Annotated in this window: 13 protein-coding genes; 10 read left to right on the forward strand and 3 right to left on the reverse strand. The window is 67.3% G+C overall.

The features are described from left to right. Positions 1–74: 74 nt before the first annotated feature. From GV832_RS02645 to GV832_RS02660, 4 genes are read left to right on the forward strand one after another with little or no spacing between them, the layout of a single operon-like run. Positions 75–2,138 (forward strand): TonB-dependent receptor domain-containing protein, encoded by a 2,064-nt coding sequence (locus GV832_RS02645; protein WP_168773277.1) that lies wholly within the window; start codon positions 75–77, stop codon positions 2,136–2,138. Positions 2,139–2,148: 10 nt separating this feature from the next. Further along, positions 2,149–2,988: a MotA/TolQ/ExbB proton channel family protein gene (locus tag GV832_RS02650; protein WP_168773278.1), complete on the forward strand. Its 840-nt coding sequence runs from the start codon at positions 2,149–2,151 to the stop codon at positions 2,986–2,988. Next, the gene (locus GV832_RS02655) at positions 2,978–3,382 is read left to right on the forward strand and encodes a biopolymer transporter ExbD (protein WP_168773279.1); all 405 of its coding nucleotides are present in this window, start codon (positions 2,978–2,980) and stop codon (positions 3,380–3,382) included. Before GV832_RS02650 ends, GV832_RS02655 begins: the two co-directional genes overlap by 11 nt. Then, positions 3,379–4,188 carry a TonB family protein gene (locus GV832_RS02660; protein ID WP_168773280.1) on the forward strand — a complete coding sequence of 270 codons (810 nt, stop codon included), beginning with the start codon at positions 3,379–3,381 and terminating at the stop codon, positions 4,186–4,188. Before GV832_RS02655 ends, GV832_RS02660 begins: the two co-directional genes overlap by 4 nt. Before the next feature lie 18 nt (positions 4,189–4,206). On the opposite strand, the gene kduD is transcribed toward GV832_RS02660, so the two are convergent. The 3 genes from kduD to GV832_RS02675 are packed head-to-tail and all read right to left on the reverse strand — an operon-like array spanning position 4,207 to position 7,077. Then, a complete protein-coding gene (gene kduD / locus GV832_RS02665) occupies positions 4,207–4,953 on the reverse strand; it encodes a 2-dehydro-3-deoxy-D-gluconate 5-dehydrogenase KduD (RefSeq protein WP_168773281.1) in 747 nt (248 codons plus the stop codon). Then, on the reverse strand, positions 4,950–5,780 hold the full coding sequence (kduI, locus tag GV832_RS02670) for a 5-dehydro-4-deoxy-D-glucuronate isomerase (RefSeq protein WP_168773282.1): 831 nt from the start codon (positions 5,778–5,780) through the stop codon (positions 4,950–4,952). Before kduI ends, kduD begins: the two co-directional genes overlap by 4 nt. Position 5,781: 1 nt before the next feature. After that, positions 5,782–7,077 carry a glycoside hydrolase family 28 protein gene (locus GV832_RS02675; protein ID WP_354001915.1) on the reverse strand — a complete coding sequence of 432 codons (1,296 nt, stop codon included), beginning with the start codon at positions 7,075–7,077 and terminating at the stop codon, positions 5,782–5,784. Positions 7,078–7,225: 148 nt separating this feature from the next. Here GV832_RS02675 and GV832_RS02680 point away from each other — a divergent pair, with 148 nt between their 5' ends. From GV832_RS02680 to GV832_RS02705, 6 genes are all read left to right on the forward strand, one after another. After that, positions 7,226–10,231, forward strand: coding sequence for an alpha-mannosidase (locus tag GV832_RS02680; RefSeq protein ID WP_168773283.1), 3,006 nt, complete (start codon positions 7,226–7,228; stop codon positions 10,229–10,231). Further along, entirely contained in the window at positions 10,228–11,430 is a 1,203-nt protein-coding gene (locus GV832_RS02685) for a CehA/McbA family metallohydrolase (protein ID WP_168773284.1), read from the forward strand. Before GV832_RS02680 ends, GV832_RS02685 begins: the two co-directional genes overlap by 4 nt. A 4-nt stretch (positions 11,431–11,434) precedes the next feature. After that, positions 11,435–12,475, forward strand: coding sequence for a LacI family DNA-binding transcriptional regulator (locus GV832_RS02690; RefSeq protein WP_227754191.1), 1,041 nt, complete (start codon positions 11,435–11,437; stop codon positions 12,473–12,475). 188 nt (positions 12,476–12,663) lie between these two features. After that, on the forward strand, positions 12,664–14,562 hold the full coding sequence (locus GV832_RS02695; RefSeq protein WP_168773285.1) for an ABC transporter substrate-binding protein: 1,899 nt from the start codon (positions 12,664–12,666) through the stop codon (positions 14,560–14,562). 81 nt (positions 14,563–14,643) lie between these two features. Then, positions 14,644–15,630 carry an ABC transporter permease gene (locus GV832_RS02700; RefSeq protein ID WP_168773286.1) on the forward strand — a complete coding sequence of 329 codons (987 nt, stop codon included), beginning with the start codon at positions 14,644–14,646 and terminating at the stop codon, positions 15,628–15,630. A 3-nt stretch (positions 15,631–15,633) separates the two neighbouring features. After that, positions 15,634–16,731, forward strand: a complete 1,098-nt coding sequence (locus GV832_RS02705; RefSeq protein WP_168773287.1) for an ABC transporter permease — start codon at positions 15,634–15,636, stop codon at positions 16,729–16,731.

Genomic DNA, 16,731 nt, shown 5'->3' on the forward strand with positions numbered 1-16,731 from the left:
CAGAAAATCCTGCACGCCAGCACGACGGCATTTCGCCCGGCCAGCCCCTCGCAGACCACCTTGGGGACACTGCCATGAAACGCCTGCCTCTGACCGCCTCGGTCGCCTTCCTTGCCCTTTGCACGCCGCTTCAAGCGCAAGAGACGGGTGCCTTCCAGCTTCTGGGCCGCCTGATCTTTGGCGCCGGAGCCACCAAGCTCGCGCTCGACACGCCGCAATCCGTCACCGCGCTGGAGGCGGGCGATTTCGACCGCAGCCAGCCCGAGACCCTGTCCGACCTCTTCCGCGCCGTGCCGGGGGTGACGGTGACCGGGGCCTCGGCCCGGGCCCTGGGGCAAAGCTTCAACATCCGCGGCGTGGGCAATGCCGAACAGGCCTCGGCGGAAGAGCGCATCAAGGTCTCGGTCGACGGCGCGCCGAAGTTCTTTGAGCAGTACCGGATGGGGTCCTTCTTCGGCGACCTCGACCTTTACAAGCGGGTCGAGGTCCTGCGGGGGCCTGCCGCCTCGACCTTGAACGGGTCGGGGGCGATTGGCGGGGCGGTGAACTTCACCACCAAGGATGCGGCGGACTTCCTGGCGGAGGGCGATGGAAGGGCGGTCAGGCCGAGCCTCTCTTACGGCTCGAACGGCGATTCGCTGCGCAAGGGGGTGATCTTCGCGCAGCGCGCCGGGAACATGGAGTTCCTCGGCGCGGTCAACCAATCTTCGGGCGGGGTCGTGGTGGATGGCAATGGCACCGCGATTGCCGGAACGGCGCATGAGAGCTGGTCGGCCCTGGCCAAGGCCAAGCTGACCCTGGCCGAGGGCCAGACCCTGACCTTCGCCTATAGCCAGACCGATACCGACCTGAAGGGTGCGCTGGTGGCCCAGACCGGAGGCGCTGCCGCCTCGGGCTTTGGCACGGCCGATATCGCGGCACGCGACACGACCGCCACCCTGACCTGGGCCAACTCCGTGCCCGAGAATGACCTTCTGGACCTGACCGTCACCCTCTCGCGGACCGAGACCGAGGTGACCAAGGACAACTTCTCGATGGGCGCCATGTGCGGGGCGGGCAGCCTCCAGGTCCTGTGTGACGGCCAGTTCAGCTATGCCACCACCGCGCTGAAGGCCGAGAACCGCATTGCGCTCGCCGCAGGCAGCGTGATCCTGGGCGCGCAGCTCTCCTCCCAAGAGCGGACGGCGACCTCGTCTCTGGGCGCCATGGGCTTCCACCCCGAGGGCACCGACGACAAGCTTGGCCTTTATGCCCAGGGCGAGTTCACCCTGGCCGACCGCCTGACGCTGATCCCCGGGGTGCGGCTTGACCTTGGCCAGCGCAGCCCCTCGGCGGCGTCCATCGCCCAAGGCGCGACCGAGGCCGATACCAGCGCGGGATCGGCCAAGGTCCAGGCGCTTTACGAGGTGAGCGACAGCCTCGGCCTCTTCGGCACCTGGGCGCAGACCGAACGGATGCCCACGCTGGACGAGCTCTATTCCTATGGCACCAGCCGCGCCGGGGCGGTGCAGGTCCCGAGCCTGGACCTGCAGAACGAAAGCGCCGAGACCTTTGAGCTGGGCCTGACCTGGCAGGGCCAGGACCTGATCTCCGAGGGCGACAGCTTGCAGGTGAAGGCCACCGCCTTCCACAATGACCTGGACAACCTGATCGCCGCCAATTCGACCGGGGCAACGGGCTCGACCGCCTTCGTCAACATCTCGCACGCGCGGACCTGGGGGGCCGAGATCGAGGCCGCCTATGACGCCGAGCGCTGGTTTGCCAACCTCGCCTATGCCCATGTGAAAAGCCGCAACCTGACGACGGGGACGAGCTATGGAACGACGCTGGCCGATACGCCGGCCGAGAACCTGGCCCTGACCTTGGGCGCCAAGCTGCCCGCGCAGGGGCTGACGCTGGGCTGGCGGGTCAATGGCCATGCCGATATCACCACCGCCTCGGCCACGACCTCGGGTCCGGGCTATGCGACGCATGACCTCTTCGTCACCTGGACGGCGGAGGAGGGCCCGCTGGAGGGCATCGACGTCTCGCTGACGGTCGAGAATGTCTTCGACCGCGCCTGGCGCGACAACCTTGCGCTGGATTCGGGCGAGGGGCTGAACGCCAAGCTGACCATCGGCAAGACCTTTACCTGGTAAGGAGATCGGCATGCGGCGTTTTCTTGTTCTGCTGGCGCTGATCGCTGCCCCCCTGGCGGCGCAAGACCTGCCGCAGGCCGTCCCCGCACCGGGCGCACCGCTTCCCTCCGTCTCTCCCGTCATGCCGGGGGAGACGATGGCGCCGGGCGCCGCCGTTCCCGCCGCGCTGCCCGCCGCCGAAACCGACCTCGTCCAGATCGTCCTGCACGCGCATTGGGTGGTGCAGGCGGTCATGGCGGCGCTGGCGGGCATGGCTTTCCTGGTCCTGACCGTCCTGGTCTTCAAGACCGCCGAGATCGCGCTTGCCGCCCGGCGGCTGCGCCAGACCCTGCGGCTTGCGGCCGCCGACCCTGGGGCGCCGCTTCCCGCGCGCCCCGAGCCCGGGGCCGCCATGCTGCGCCTGATCCGGGCCGAACTGGCGGGCCTGCCCGGCCAGATCGGCGCCGTCGAGGCCGAGGGCCTGCGCGAGCGCTGCCGCATCGGCCTGACCCGGATCCAGGCGCGGGCGCTGCATGGCCTGCGCTCGGGCGTGGGCCTCTTGGCGCAGATCGCCGCGACCGCGCCTTTCATCGGGCTTTTCGGCACGGTCTTCGGCATCATGAACGCCTTCCTCGCCATCGCGGCGACCAAGACGACCAGCCTGTCGGTCGTGGCCCCGGGCATCGCCGAGGCGCTTCTGGCCACCGCCGTGGGCCTTGGCGCGGCGATCCCTGCGGTCCTGGTCTATAACTTCCTGACCCGCCGCATCGCGGTCTATCGCCATGGCCTGGGCGATGTCGAAGCCCTGGTCGAAAGCCACCTGAGCCGCGAGATCGAGCGCCGTCGCCTGGGGGGCCGCGATGCGCTTTGACCCCGATCCCGCAGAAGAACTGGCCGAGATCAACGTCACGCCCTTTATCGACGTGATGCTCGTCCTGCTCATCGTCTTCATGGTCGCCGCCCCCCTGTCGACCGTGGACGTGCCCATCGACCTCCCGACCTCGGGCGCGGCCCCCGCGCAAAGGCCCCCCGACCCGGTCTGGATCACCCTGACCGCAGGGGGCTTCGTGCTGGAGGATGTCCCCTTGGCCGAGGGCTCCCTGGCTGCCGCACTCGACGCCCGCACCGGGGCCAAGCGGGACACCGCGCTTTACCTGCGCGCCGACCGCGCCCTGAGTTATGGCCAGCTCATGCAGGCGCTGGATGACCTGCGGGCGGCGGGTTACACCAAGGTCTCGCTGGTGGGGCTGGAAGCCGCGCCATGACCACCGCGCCGCTTTGGTTGCAGATCGACCCGCCCCGCCCCGGGAGGCTTGGCGGCTGGGTCTTCTCGGGGCTGGTGGTGGCCGGGATCAGCGCTGGCCTTGCGCTTTTGGCCGCCCCCGCAATGGCGCCGGTCGAGAGCTTTGCCGTCACCCTCGCCGCGCCCTTGCCCCCGGCTGCGCCTCCGCTGACCGCCATGTCAGAGCCCGCGCCTGACCCGGTTCGGCCCCCCGAGCTCATCGCTCCGCCCGCGCACTCTGAGGTGGCGCATGAGATCACGCCGCCCAAGCCCCTGACGGAAACCGCGCCCCTGCCGGTGGCTCTGCCGCGTCTGGCCAGCGGAACCCTGCCCGACACCGCCCCCAAAGCCATGGCCGCACCGGAGAAGCCCATGGCGGCTGAGAAACCTGTCGAGAAGCCGAAGAAGCCTGCAAAGAAGACCCAAAAGAAGCCGAAGACGCCCGCCACCGAGCCCGCCACCGAGCCCGCCGCCGCGCCTCAGCCCGAGGCCGCAGCGCCTGCCGTCGCGGCCAAGGCCTCCGGCAGCGCCTCGCCCAAGGCCTGGGCCCAGGCGGTGGTCAAGCAGATCCGCAAGACCGCCAAGGCCCGCAGCCCGGGGAAGGGCGTGGTGCAGGTGGGCTTCACCGTGGGCAAAGATGGCAGCCTGACCCAGGTCAGCGTGCTGCAAAGCTCGGGCGATGCGGCGGTGGATGCCCTGGGCCTCGACCACATCCGCCGCGCCGCCCCCTTCCCGCTGCCGCCAGAAGGCGCGAACCGCAACCTGGCCTTCGCCTTCGAGCTGCGGTGAAGCAGGTGGAAGGGGGCCCTAGCGCCCCATCCAGCCGCCGTCCACGGTCAGCACCGTCCCCGTGACATAGGCGCCTGCCGCCGAGGCCAGGAAGACCACGGCCCCGCCGAGGTCCTCCGCCCTCCCCCAGCGGCCCAGGGGGATGCGCGCCAGGATGGCGGCGTTGCGGTCGGGGTCGGCGCGGAGCGCGGTGGTGTTGTCGGTCTCGATGTAACCCGGCGCAATGGCGTTGACGGTGATGCCGCGCGGGGCGAGTTCGTTGGCCAGGGCCTTGGTCAGCCCCGCCACCCCATGTTTCGCCGCCGTATAGGCCGGAACCCTGATGCCCCCCTGCATCGACAGAAGCGAGGCGGTCATCACGATCCGCCCTCCGTCTTGCATCACCTTGGCGGCGGCTTGCGACAGACGGAAGGGGGCGGTGAGGTTGACGGCCAGGACCTCCTCCCAGTCGGAAAGCGGATGGTCGGCCAGGTCGTGGCGGCGGATGATGCCCGCGTTGTTCACCAGGACATCCAGCCGCCCGAAAGCCGCCTGGGCCTGGGCGATCACCGCCCCGGCGTCATAGTCGCCGCCAAGGTCGCAGGTCAGGGCCGCAAAGCGGCGGCCCAGGGCGCGAATGGCCGCTTCGGTCTCGGGCATGGCGCGCGAGCCCAGGCCCACGACATCCGCCCCCGCCTCGGCCAACGCCAGCGCCATGGCCTGGCCGATGCCAGACCGCGCCCCGGTCACCAGGGCCACCTTTCCCGTCAGATCGAAGAGCCTCACAGCAGCGACCCCGGGGCGATCATGTCCATATCCTCAAACACCTGGTTTTCTCCCGCCATGCACCAGATGAAAGTATAGCGCCCCGTCCCGCAGCCCGCATGGACCGACCAGGGCGGAGAGATCGCCGCATCGCCGTTCTTCATCACCAGGTGGCGGGTCTCCTGCGGCTCTCCCATGAAGTGGAAGACGACGGTTGCCGGGTCCATGTCGAAATACAGATAGGTCTCGCAGCGGCGGTCATGGGTATGGGGCGGCATCGTATTCCAGTTCGACCCCTGGGCCAGCCGGGTCAGGCCCATCAGCAGCTGGCAGGTCTCCACGACATTCGGATGCAGGAAGCGGTAGATCACACGCTGGTTGTTGGTCTCTTGCGCGCCCAAGGAGACGGGCGAGGCCATGGCTTGGGTGATCTTCTTGGCGGGCAGGGATTTATGGGCGGGGGCGGAGTTGCCGTAGAACTGCGCCGGGGTCTCGGTGAGGCTCTCAAACATGACCTCCCGCGTGCCGGCGCCGAGGTAAAGCGCCTCTTCGGTGCCGATGTCGTAAGCCACGCCATCCGCCGTCACCCGCCCCGGGCCGCCGATGTTGATGAGCCCCAACTCGCGGCGTTGCAGCAGGAAATCGGTGCCGGTCAGGGGCTTGGTCTCGGCGGGCAGGGTCAAGGGCGCCAGGGGCATGGCGCCCAGAAGGATCATCCGGTCCTCGTGGGAATAGGCCATTTGCAGCGTGCCGGGCTGGAACAGGCCCTGCACCAGGAAGTTCTTGCGCAGGCCCTCGGTGTCGAGCGTTTTGGCGTGGTCGGGGTGGAGCGAGCGGTAGATTTGCATGTCAGTCCTCGAAGGTGAAGGAGGGCCCCCAGCCCGGGGGCAGGGGAGAAGGGCGGTGGATCGTGACCTCTTGCAGGATCGGCCGCACGCCATGGGCATGAAGCCCGGGCAGGCCCTGGGGATAGGGGGTGAGGCCCACGACCCGGCCCTGGGCATTGCGGGTCCAGGCATTGGCGCGGCCATTGCCGGGGGTCAGGTCGGCAGGCGTCGGGCGCAGGTCGATCTGCGCGCCGGTGCCAAGCGCTCCGGGCACCTGCGCCAGGGCGATGCGCGACAGAACCAGGTCCTCGACCCCCTCGCCCTCGTCCCAGAGGCAGATCGCGCCCTCCGCCCGCCCGGTGGTGTCCTGCACCACCACGCGCTTGACCGACCCCGCAGGCCGCGCCGCCCGCCTTGTCAGCCGCGTCAGGGTAAAGGCCTCGCCCGAGCCCCAGAAGCCGTCGGGCGTCTCGTGGCAATCGACGCTGATGCCGGAAAAGGCGATGTCGCTGATCTCGCCCCCATCGCGGGAGAAAATCCCCAGCGCGCGGTTGCTGTCCACGACCTGGCAGCCCGCGAAGATCACGTCGCGGATATCGCCATGGGTCTCGGTCCCGATCTTCAGCGCGCAGGACTGGCTGGAGACGCGGCAGCCGGTCACCCGGACCCCGCAAAGAGGGTCGATGGTCGAGGTCTTGAGCACGACCCCGTCATCGGCGGTCTCGATGTCGCAGTCGGTGACCTGGATGTCGCTGCCGCCGTCGATCACGACGCCATCGGTATTGGGCAGGGCGCGGTTGTTGCGGATCGTCACGCCCTGGACCCGCGCGCGGCGGCAGCCGATCAGATGCAGCGTCCACATGGGCGAATCGGCGATCGTCAGGCTGTCCAGGGCGAAGTCCTCGGTGTCTTCGACGACCAGGACCCGGGGGCGATGCGGGGCGGGGACCAGGACGCCCATGTCGCCATCCGGGCCCAGGCTGAAGCCTGGGGTCCCACCCGCCACGATGCGGCCCTTGCCGCTGAGGCTTGCGCCATGGGCGCGGTGGGCCAGGATCATGGCGCGGTCGCTTTGCTCGGCCAGGACGGTGCTGCGGTTGGCCGCGTAACTGTCGTAGCCGGGCAGGAAATGCAGCTCCGCCCCCTCGGCCAGGTGCAGATTGACCCCCGGGGACAGGCGCAGGGCGCCGCTGACATGCCGCCCTGCGCCCAAGGTGACCCGCCCACCGCCCTGGGCGGAAGCCTGGTCGATCCGGGTCTGAAGCTGTTCGGTCACGGGGGCGGCGTCCGGCATGATCGTGATGTGAAACTTTTGCACCAACTCACGCCCCCTCCTCGAAGTCGCGTCGCAGAGTAGCGGTGGAATTTTCAGAAAACAATGGATAATGCGCATATTCGCTTGACCATGCGGGGGGTGGTCAGTCAAAGTTGTAATGCAAATATTTCATGAAATGCCCAGGAATGCCATGACCGACCCGCGCCAGATGGACCACCTTGTCGAGCTCTTGCGCCAAGAGATCTTCCGCCCCATCGGCGCGCCCCTGGCCTTGGAGTTCCGGCGCGGCGCCCTGCCGCGTCCCCTGGGCTCTTTGCCCGGGGGCGCCTGGACCCCGGTCACGCAAGAGACGATCTGGGGCGAGCCCGGGGGCCGCTTCCTCTTCCGCGCGCGGCTGGAGGTTCCCCCGCAGGCGGCGGGGCGGCGCCTGGGCCTGCGCATCGGCGCGCAGTTTGGTCGGGTCATGGGGCGGTCGGACCCTCAGCTTCTGATCCTGGTGGACGGGGCGCCCTTCACCGGCGGCGACTTCAACCACACTGAATTCCTTCTGACCGAAGCCGCCGAGCCCGGCCGCGCCTATGACATCCTGGTCGAGGCCGGCACGATCGAAGACCGCCGCCAGCTGGGCTTCTCGCTGCAACCGGTGATCCACGACCTCCTGGCCGAGGAGACCTGCTTCGACCTGAAATCCCCCCTCGACGTCGCCCGCCACCTGCCGCCCGAGGACGCCCGCCGCACCCGCATCCACCAGATCGCCTCCCGCGCGCTGAAGGCCATCGACCTCCGCCCCGGCACCCCCGCCCGCCGCGCGGCCTCGCTGGAAGCCGCGCGCAAGATCGCCGCCGAGATCTATGCGGTGGACCCCCATGCCCCCGAGGTCGTGGCCACCGGTCACACCCATATCGACGTCGCCTGGCTCTGGCGCGTGGCGGAGACGCGCACCAAGATGGAGCGCTCCATCGCCACGGCCCTGCGGCTGATGGCGGAATTCCCCGACTACAAGTTCATGTACAACCAGGGTTATCTGCTGGATGCGCTGTCCCAGGACGCCCCCCAGCTCTTCGACGGCCTGAAGGCGGCCCAGGCCCGCGGCCAATTCGAGATCGAGGGCGCGCTTTGGCTGGAGCCCGACGCCAACCTCATCGGCGGTGAGGCGCTGATCCGGCAAATCCAGCGCGGCGTGGCCTATCACCAGCAGAATTTCGGCGTCCGCCCCCGCATCCTCTGGCTGCCCGATACCTTCGGCTACTCCGCCGCCCTGCCGCAGATCATGGCGCAATCGGGGGTCGAGGTCTTTGTGACCCACAAGCTCAGCTGGAACGACACCAATGCCATGCCGGACGAGACCTTCTTCTGGCAGGGTCTGGATGGGACCCAGGTTCCTGCCTATTTCCTGACCACCCAGCCCGCCGATGCCAAGGTCATCAACACCACCTATTGTCCCGACCTGCGGCCCAGCCACGTCATGGGCACCTGGCGGCGCTATAGCCAGAAGGGGACGGGCGACAAGCTCTTCATGGTCTATGGCCATGGCGACGGCGGCGGAGGCCCCACGCGTGAGATGCTGCACCACCTCCGCCGGATGGAGCGCGGCATCCCCGGTTGCCCCCGCGTGACCCATGGCACGATGGGCGGCTTCTTCACCGACCTGGTGGAGCGGATGAACGCCGCCCCGCAGGACTGGCCCACCTGGACCGGAGAGCTTTATCTCGAATTCCATCGCGGCACCTATACTTCCGTCGCCGAGATCAAGCTCGCCAACCGCCGCGCCGAGGCCTCTCTCCGCCGCCTGGAGTTCATGGCGGTCATGGCGGGCCACTGGCCGGAAGAGATCGCGCAGATGTGGGATATCCTTCTGCTGGCGCAGTTCCACGACATATTGCCGGGCTCCTCGATCGGCGCGGTTTACGCAGACTCCCGCGCCGACTTTGCCCGCTTTGCCGCGCTGGAGGCGGCGGCCCTGGCGACCCTGACCGAGCGCCTGACGCAAGGAGAGACCCCCTCGCTTCTCGTCGCCAACCCTATGGGCCAACCCGACACCGCCCCCCTGCGCCTGGCGGGCGATCAGCCCATGGCGATCAACACCCCGAGCCAGCTCTGCCACCGCGCCGATGGCAGCGCGATGACCCTGCTGCCCGCGCCTTCGCGCCCCGCCCTTTCGGTCACCACCCTGACCCCCAAGCCCGCCCCCCATGCCACGGGCGGCCTGCATGTGACCCCCGAGACCCTCTCCAACCCCCATCTCACCGCCCGTTTCGACCAGGGCCGCCTGGTCTCGCTTTACTCCCACCGCCTGGGGCGTGAGATGCTCAGCGCCCCCGCCAACCGCCTGCAAGCCTTTCGCGACCTCCCCCGCGAGTTCGACGCCTGGGAGATCGACGCCGATTACGAGGACCAGGCCTGGGAGATCGAAGCCCCCGAGGTCACCGTCGCCGAAACCGGCCCCCACCGCGCCGCGCTGCGGATGGTCTGGCGCTATGAGGCCTCGACGATCACCCAGGTCGTCTCGCTGGAGGCGGATGGCGACGTGCTGGAGTTCGACACCTTCATCGACTGGCAGGATCGCAACACGCTTCTGAAAGCAGCCTTCCCGCTGGCGATCCAGGCCACCGAAAGCATTGCCGAAATCCAGTTCGGCCATGTCCGCCGCCCCAGCCACAGAAACACCTCCTGGGAGCGGGCGCGCTTCGAATCCCACATGCACCGCTTTGTCGCCATGGCCGAGCCCGGCGCGGGGCTCGCGATCCTGAACGACGGGAAATACGGCCATGACGCCGAAGGTTGCACCCTTCGGCTGACCCTTCTGCGCGCGCCGACCTGGCCCTGGGACGGGGCCGATATCGGGGAACACCGCTTCCGTTACGGCCTGTTCCCCTTCGCCGACCTCGCCGAGGTCCCCCCCAAGGCCGAGGCCTTCGACGCGCCGGCCCTCGTGCTCCCGGCCCGTGGAGAGGTGGCAATGACCCTCGCCACCCCCTCCCACGACGGCATCGGCATCGCGGCGGTGACCCGGGGCGGCGAGGGCATCACCCTGCGGCTTTACGAACGCCAGGGCAGGGCGCAGGACTGGACTTTGGACACCAAGGCTGAAGCCGCCCTGACCGACCTGATGGGCGAGACCCTGACCGCGCTGCTCGAAGGCCCGGTCCGCCTGCACTTCCGGCCCTTTGAAATCAAGACCCTGGTCCTCAAATGATCGAATACCGCCACCACCTGACCGACCTTCCCGGAGATAAAAGCTTCGTCGAGATCCCCTTCGAGGTCGGAACCGACATCGAGCGGATCGAGGTCAGCTACCTCTTCCCCACCGGCTCAGAGGGCTCTGTCATCGACATCGGCCTGGCGCATCGGGGAAGGATGCGCGGCTGGACGGGGTCGGAATATGGCCATCTCTTCTTCGCCGAGGACCGGGCCAGCGCGGGCTATCACCCCGGGCCGCTGGCAGGCGCCTGGCATGTGGTCCTGGGCGTGGTGAAGCATGGGCCGACGGCTTGGGTCGACCTGACGATCCGCCTCATCCCCCGCACGAAAGCCTGGCTGGCGGGCGACCTGCATTCCCACACCGAACATTCCGACGGTGGCGCGCCGGTGGCCTTTGTTGCGGAACGGGCGGCGGCAGGGGGCTTGGATTTCCTGGCGCTGACAGACCACAACACCACGGCGCAGAACCGGCTTTGCCCGCAGGACAACGGCATCCTGCTGATCCCGGGGATGGAGCTGACCTCTTACTGGGGCCATACCAACTTCCTTGGCCTGAAGGAGCCGATCCACGACTGGCGCTGCAGCACGCCCGAAAATGTGCCGCAGAAGATGGCCGAGGCGCGGGAGGCCGGGGCGACGGTGGTCATCAACCACCCGTTCCAGAACTCCGCCGGGGGGCGCTGGCAGGGGGCTTTCGACCATTTCGACGCCTTGGAGATCTGGAACGGCAATTGGGCCCGGCACAACGAAGAGGCCCTGGCGCTTTGGCAAGAGATGCTGGCCCAAGGCCGCCGCATCCCCGCCACCGGGGGCAGCGACTGGCACCTGAAGAACCGCCGCCGCCATGGCTTTCCGGCCAATCGGCTCTTGGTCGAGACGCGCAGTATTACGGGCATCCTTCAGGCCGTCCGGCAGGGGCGGGGCGTCGTGGCCTCGGCCCCCGATGAGACCATGGCCTGGCCCGAAGATGGCCTTCGCTTCGGCGACACGGCCACCCATGCGGGGCTGCGCCTGACCGGCCTTGCCCCGGGCGATGAGGTCCGGGTCGTCAGTGCCAGGGGCCCCGAGGCCCTCCACACCGCCCAGGCCCCCGAAATGGCCCTTGACCTGACCCTGACTTCCGCCTTTCTGCGGATAGAGGTCTGGCGCGGGCCGCAACCCCGTCTTTTCACCAACCCGATCTGGGCCGATTGAGGACATGATGCCGAAAAAGCCCGGACTGAAGGACATCGCCGCCGCCGCCGGAGTCGCCGTCTCGACCGTCAGCCATGTGCTGAACGGCACGGCCTCGATCTCGGAGGAGGTGCGGGCCCGCGTGATGGAGGCCGCGCGGGAGCTTGGGTATCTCGCGCGCAGGCAGGCGCGGGCCTCGATTGCCTCGCTGTCCAAGGTGCTCTTGGCGGTGCCTGAAAGCGCCATGCCGTCGAATGACGTGAACCTGGTCTCCTGGACGATCCTCTCCGCCCTGACCCGCGACGCCGAGGAACGCGGCATCCGCATCACGCCCTTTCCGATCGGCCCCGACACCCCGGTCACCGCCGTGGCCGAGGCCGCGCGCAAGGCGGGGGCGGAGGGCATCATCCTCTTCAACGACGACCGTGAGCCTTTGCTGAAGGCCATCGCCGAAAGCGGCATCCCGGCGGTGCTGATCAACGGCGAAGACCCCTATATGCACCTGGATTCCGTCACCCCCGGCAACCGTTTCGCCGCGCAGATGGCGGTGCGGCAGCTTCTGGCCCTGGGTCATCGTCGCATCCTGCACCTGACCTGGAACGGGCGGAAGACGGTCCGCCGCCGCCTGGACGGGTTCCGCGACGCCATGGCCGAGGCCGGGCGGCCCGACGAGGATGCGCTTGTCCTGATGGCCGCGAGCTTCACTCCCGATGATGGCGAGGCGGCGATGGCGGCTTGGCTGGCGCAGCATCCCGACCTTGCCGGGGTGACGGCGGTCTTCTGCTCGGCCGACAACCTGGCCTTTGGCGCGATGAAGGCGATCAAGGCGCGGGGGCTGACGATCCCGGGCGACCTGTCGGTCGTGGGCTTTGACGGCGTGGCTTTGGGAGAGCTGCATGACCCGCCCCTGGCCACCGTCTCCGTCCCCATGGAGCAGTTCGGGCGGGCGGCTCTGGGTCTGATCGAACAGCGCAGCCTGGGCGGAGACCGGGTGAGGGCCGCGCATCGGCTGGAACTGGGCTGCAACCTGATCGAGCGGGCGAGTCTCGCCCGGGTGCGCAGGTAGTGCAAAAATTTGCATGACAGCGGGGCGCGAACCAGCCTTTCCCCTGCTTTTAAAGGAAAATCCCGTAATGCAAATTTTTGTTGATTTCTTCTGAACAAAAGCTCTAGTCTGCCCCTATCCCAAGGCCTTGATCCGCGCCGGGATAAAGGTGAGCGTGGACGAGAAAGCCGGGAAAAAGGGAGTGAGACATGAAAATTTTTGCACTTCGGGCTCTTGCGGGGCTGGCGGCCTCGACGGCCCTCTTCTCTGCGGCCTGGGCCTATCAGGAAAGCCCGATGCTGGCCGAGATGGTCAAGGCGGGCACGCTGCCCCCGGTGGAAGAACGTCTGCCCGCCAAGCCCTCGGTGATCGAGGCGGCAGAGGTCGGCCAATACGGCGGCACCTGGAACCGCGCCTACAAGGGGCCGGGCGACCGTTGGGGCCCGACCAAGCTTCTGGAAGAGCGCGTGGTCAAGTGGCGCTCGGACAAGGACGGCAACCTGACGCTGGTCCCGGGCTATATCGAAAGCTATGCGGTCAACGAAAGCTCGACCGAGTTCACCTTCACCCTCTTGGAGGGCCTGAAGTGGTCGGACGGCGTGCCGGTGACCACCGATGACGTGGCCTTCTGGTACAACGACGTCTTCCTGAACACCGACATCATCCCGACCATCGACCCGACCTTTGCCCCCGGCGGCAAGCCGATGGAGCTGGAAGTCGTCGATGCCCGGACCTTCAAGATCAAGTTCGCGCAACCTTACGTCTATTTCCTGACCATCCTGGCCAAGGATTCGACCGGGGAACCTTCGCTCGACCGTCCGTCCTTCCTTTTCCCCAAGCACTACCTGAGCCAGTTCAACAACCACTACGCCAAGCCCGAAGAGCTTGAAGCGGCGGCGAAGAAATACGGCGTCGAGAAGTGGCAGGACCTCTGGGGCTCCAAGGGCGCGGCGACGGCCTGGTGGTCGAACCCCGATCTGCCGGTCATCACCGCCTGGAAGATCGAGACCCCGGCGCCGGGCGATGTGGTGACCATGGTGCGCAACCCCTATTACTGGGCGGTGGACCAGGCGGGCAACCAGCTGCCCTATATCGACCGGATCGAGCATCGTCTGTTCGACCAGCAGGACGCCTTCAACCTGATGATCGCGCAGGGTCAGATCGACTTCCAGATGCGCTATGCCAATACCAACGACTTCCCCTTCTACATGGAGAATGCGGAAAAGGGCGGCTATCACGTCATCAAGTGGCGCGATGCCCAGGCCTGGTCGCTTCTGCCGAACCTGAACAGCCAGGACGAATTCCTGAACGGCTTCTTCGGCAATGCCGATGTGCGCCAGGCCCTGTCCCTCGCCGTGGACCGCGACACGGTCAACGAGCTTGGCTTTGCGGGTCTCGGCGAGGCGCGTTCGGCCTCTCCGGTCACCGGGTCGCCCTATTACAACGCCGACCTGGAGACGCATTGGGCCGCCTATGACCCCGATGCCGCCAACGCGCTTCTGGACGGCGCGGGCTTCACCGAAAAGGATGCCGATGGCTTCCGTCTGCGCCCCGATGGCAAGCGCATCACGATCACCGTCGAAGGCGCCGAGGACAACCAGGCGGGCATCCTTCAGGTCGTGGCCGACAATTACAAGGACATCGGCATCGAGCTCCTGCCGCGCATCATCGACCGCACGGCCTGGGACGACAACCGCAACAACAACACCTTCGACATGCAGTACTACCCCTTCGACCGCCTGTCGGTCGTGGCGGCCGACCCGCGCAACATGATGGGCTCGGACAGCTACGCGAACCAGAACTTCATCTGGTATTCGACCAAGGGCGCCTCGGGGGTGGAGCCTGCACCGGATGCTCCGATCCGCCAGATCTGGGCGGCCTGGGACAAAGCCTCGACCGCGCCGACGCGTGAGGCGGCGGATGCGGCGCTCAACGAGATGATCGCGGCCTTCGTCAATGCGGGCTATGTCATCGGCCTGGTGGGCGAGACGGCGGTTGTGGGCATCGTGGACAACGACGTCAAGAACGTGCCCGACGGGCTGATCAACGACGACATCACGCGGGGCGAAGGCCTTGCCGTGACCCAGCAAATCTGGATCAAAGAGTAACTTCGGGGCCTCTCTCCCTGTCCCCACCCGGGCGCGCTTTCACCGGCGCGCCCGGCCTTTCCCAGGCTTGCCGGAGGTCACATGCTGCGTATCATCCTTACACGTTGCCTTTGGGCGATACCCACGCTGATCGTGGTCTCCTTCATCTCTTTCGTCATCATCCAGCTGCCGCCGGGGGATTACGTCACCGCCTATGTCGCCGAACTGCGCCGGGGCGGAGAATACCTGACCGACACCCAGGTCGAGCTGATGCGCCAGGATTTCGGCCTGCGCGACCCGATCCTGTGGCAATATGCCCGCTGGATCACCAAGATCCTGCTGCATGGCGATTTCGGCCAGTCCTTCCATTACAATGCGCCGGTGTCGTCGCTGATCTGGGACAGGCTGGGGCTGACGCTTCTGCTCTCCACGATTTCGCTGGTCTTCACCTGGGGCATCGCCATCCCGATCGGGGTCTATTCGGCCACGCGGCAGTATTCGGTGGTGGACTATGTCGTCACCATCTTCGGCTTCGTCGGCAAGGGGATACCGGAGTTCCTGCTGGCCCTGATCCTGATGTGGGTGGGCTTCTCCTGGCTGAACATGGATGTCGGCGGCCTCATGTCGCCCGAGTTCGACACCGCGCCATGGTCCATCGCCAAGGCCCTCAACGTGCTGGAGCATGTCTGGATCCCCATCGTGGTCCTGGCCACCTCTGGCGCCGCCGGCCTGATCCGCGTGATGCGGGCCAATATGCTCGATGAGCTCGGCAAGCCCTATGTCGAAACCGCTTACGCCCAGGGCTTTTCCGAACGCCAGGTGGTCTGGAACTACCCGGTCCGCGTCGCGCTGAACCCCTTTATCTCGACCGTCGGCTGGGCCTTGCCTGCGCTTTTCTCCGGCGATGTCATCACGGCGGTCGTCCTGAACCTGCCGACCACCGGGCCGCTTTTGCTGCAAGCCTTGAAGATGCAGGACATGTATCTCGCGGGCGGCTTCATCCTGATCCTGTCGACCTTTACCGTGGTGGGGACGCTTTTGTCCGATATCCTCCTGGCCTGGTCCGACCCCCGCGTGAGGCTGGGCTGAGCCATGACCGATACCTCCCGCGCAGAGAGCCACTTCACCGCCTCGGCCCGCACCCTGATGTGGAGGCGCTTCCGCAAGCACCGCCTGGCCGTGGTCTCGCTGGTCTTCCTGGTCGCCTGCTACCTGGCGGCGCTGTTTGCGCCCTTCCTCGCCCCCTATCCGCCCGACAAGATCGAGAAACTGCAAACCTTCGTGCCGCCGCAGATGGTGCATATCTGGGACGGCGGCCCGGCCTGGCCCTTCGTCTACGAGCTGAAACGCACCCGCAACGCCGAGACCGCAAGGGTGACCTATGAGCAGACCGACAAGAAGATCCCGGTGCAGTTCTTCGTGAGGGGCGCCGAGTGGTCGGTCTTCGGCCTTGGCACATCCGACCTGCACCTGTTTGGCATCGAGGCCAAGAAGCAGAAGCTGAACCTTCTGGGCACCGACAGCCTCGGCCAGGACGTGTTTTCCCGCCTGCTCTATGGCGCCCGCGTCACCCTTTCGGCGGGCCTCGTCGGCGTGGCCTTCGCCTTTGTTCTTGGCCTGACCATGGGCGCGATCTCGGGCTATTACGGCGGCCGCGTCGATACCGCGATCCAGCGGCTGATGGAGTTCATCCGGTCCGTCCCCACCATCCCGCTCTGGATGGGCCTCGCCGCCGCTTTGCCGATCGAATGGGACCCGCTTTTCGTCTATGTCCTGATCACCCTGATCCTCGCCCTGATCTCCTGGACCAGCCTCGCCCGCGTCGTCCGGGGCCGCTTCCTGTCCCTGAAGTCCGAGGATTACGTCCTGGCCGCGCGCCTCTCGGGCGCCTCGCAAACCCGGATCATCACGCGCCACATGCTGCCTGCGATGACCTCCTATATCATCGCCGCCATGACGCTGGCCGTGCCAGAGATGATCCTGGGCGAGACCGCGCTTTCCTTCCTCGGCCTAGGCCTGCGCCCACCCGTTGTCAGCTGGGGCGTCCTTCTGCAAGACGCCCAGAACCTGAGGTCGGTGGCCTTGGCGCCCTGGCTCCTGACGCCTGGCCTCGCCGTCGTCCTGGTGGTGCTTGCCTTCAACTTCCTGGGGGATGGCCTGCGCGATGCCGCCGATCCCTATGGCCAATGA

This window comes from Stagnihabitans tardus (assembly GCF_009925085.1).
Lineage (GTDB): Bacteria > Pseudomonadota > Alphaproteobacteria > Rhodobacterales > Rhodobacteraceae > Stagnihabitans > Stagnihabitans tardus.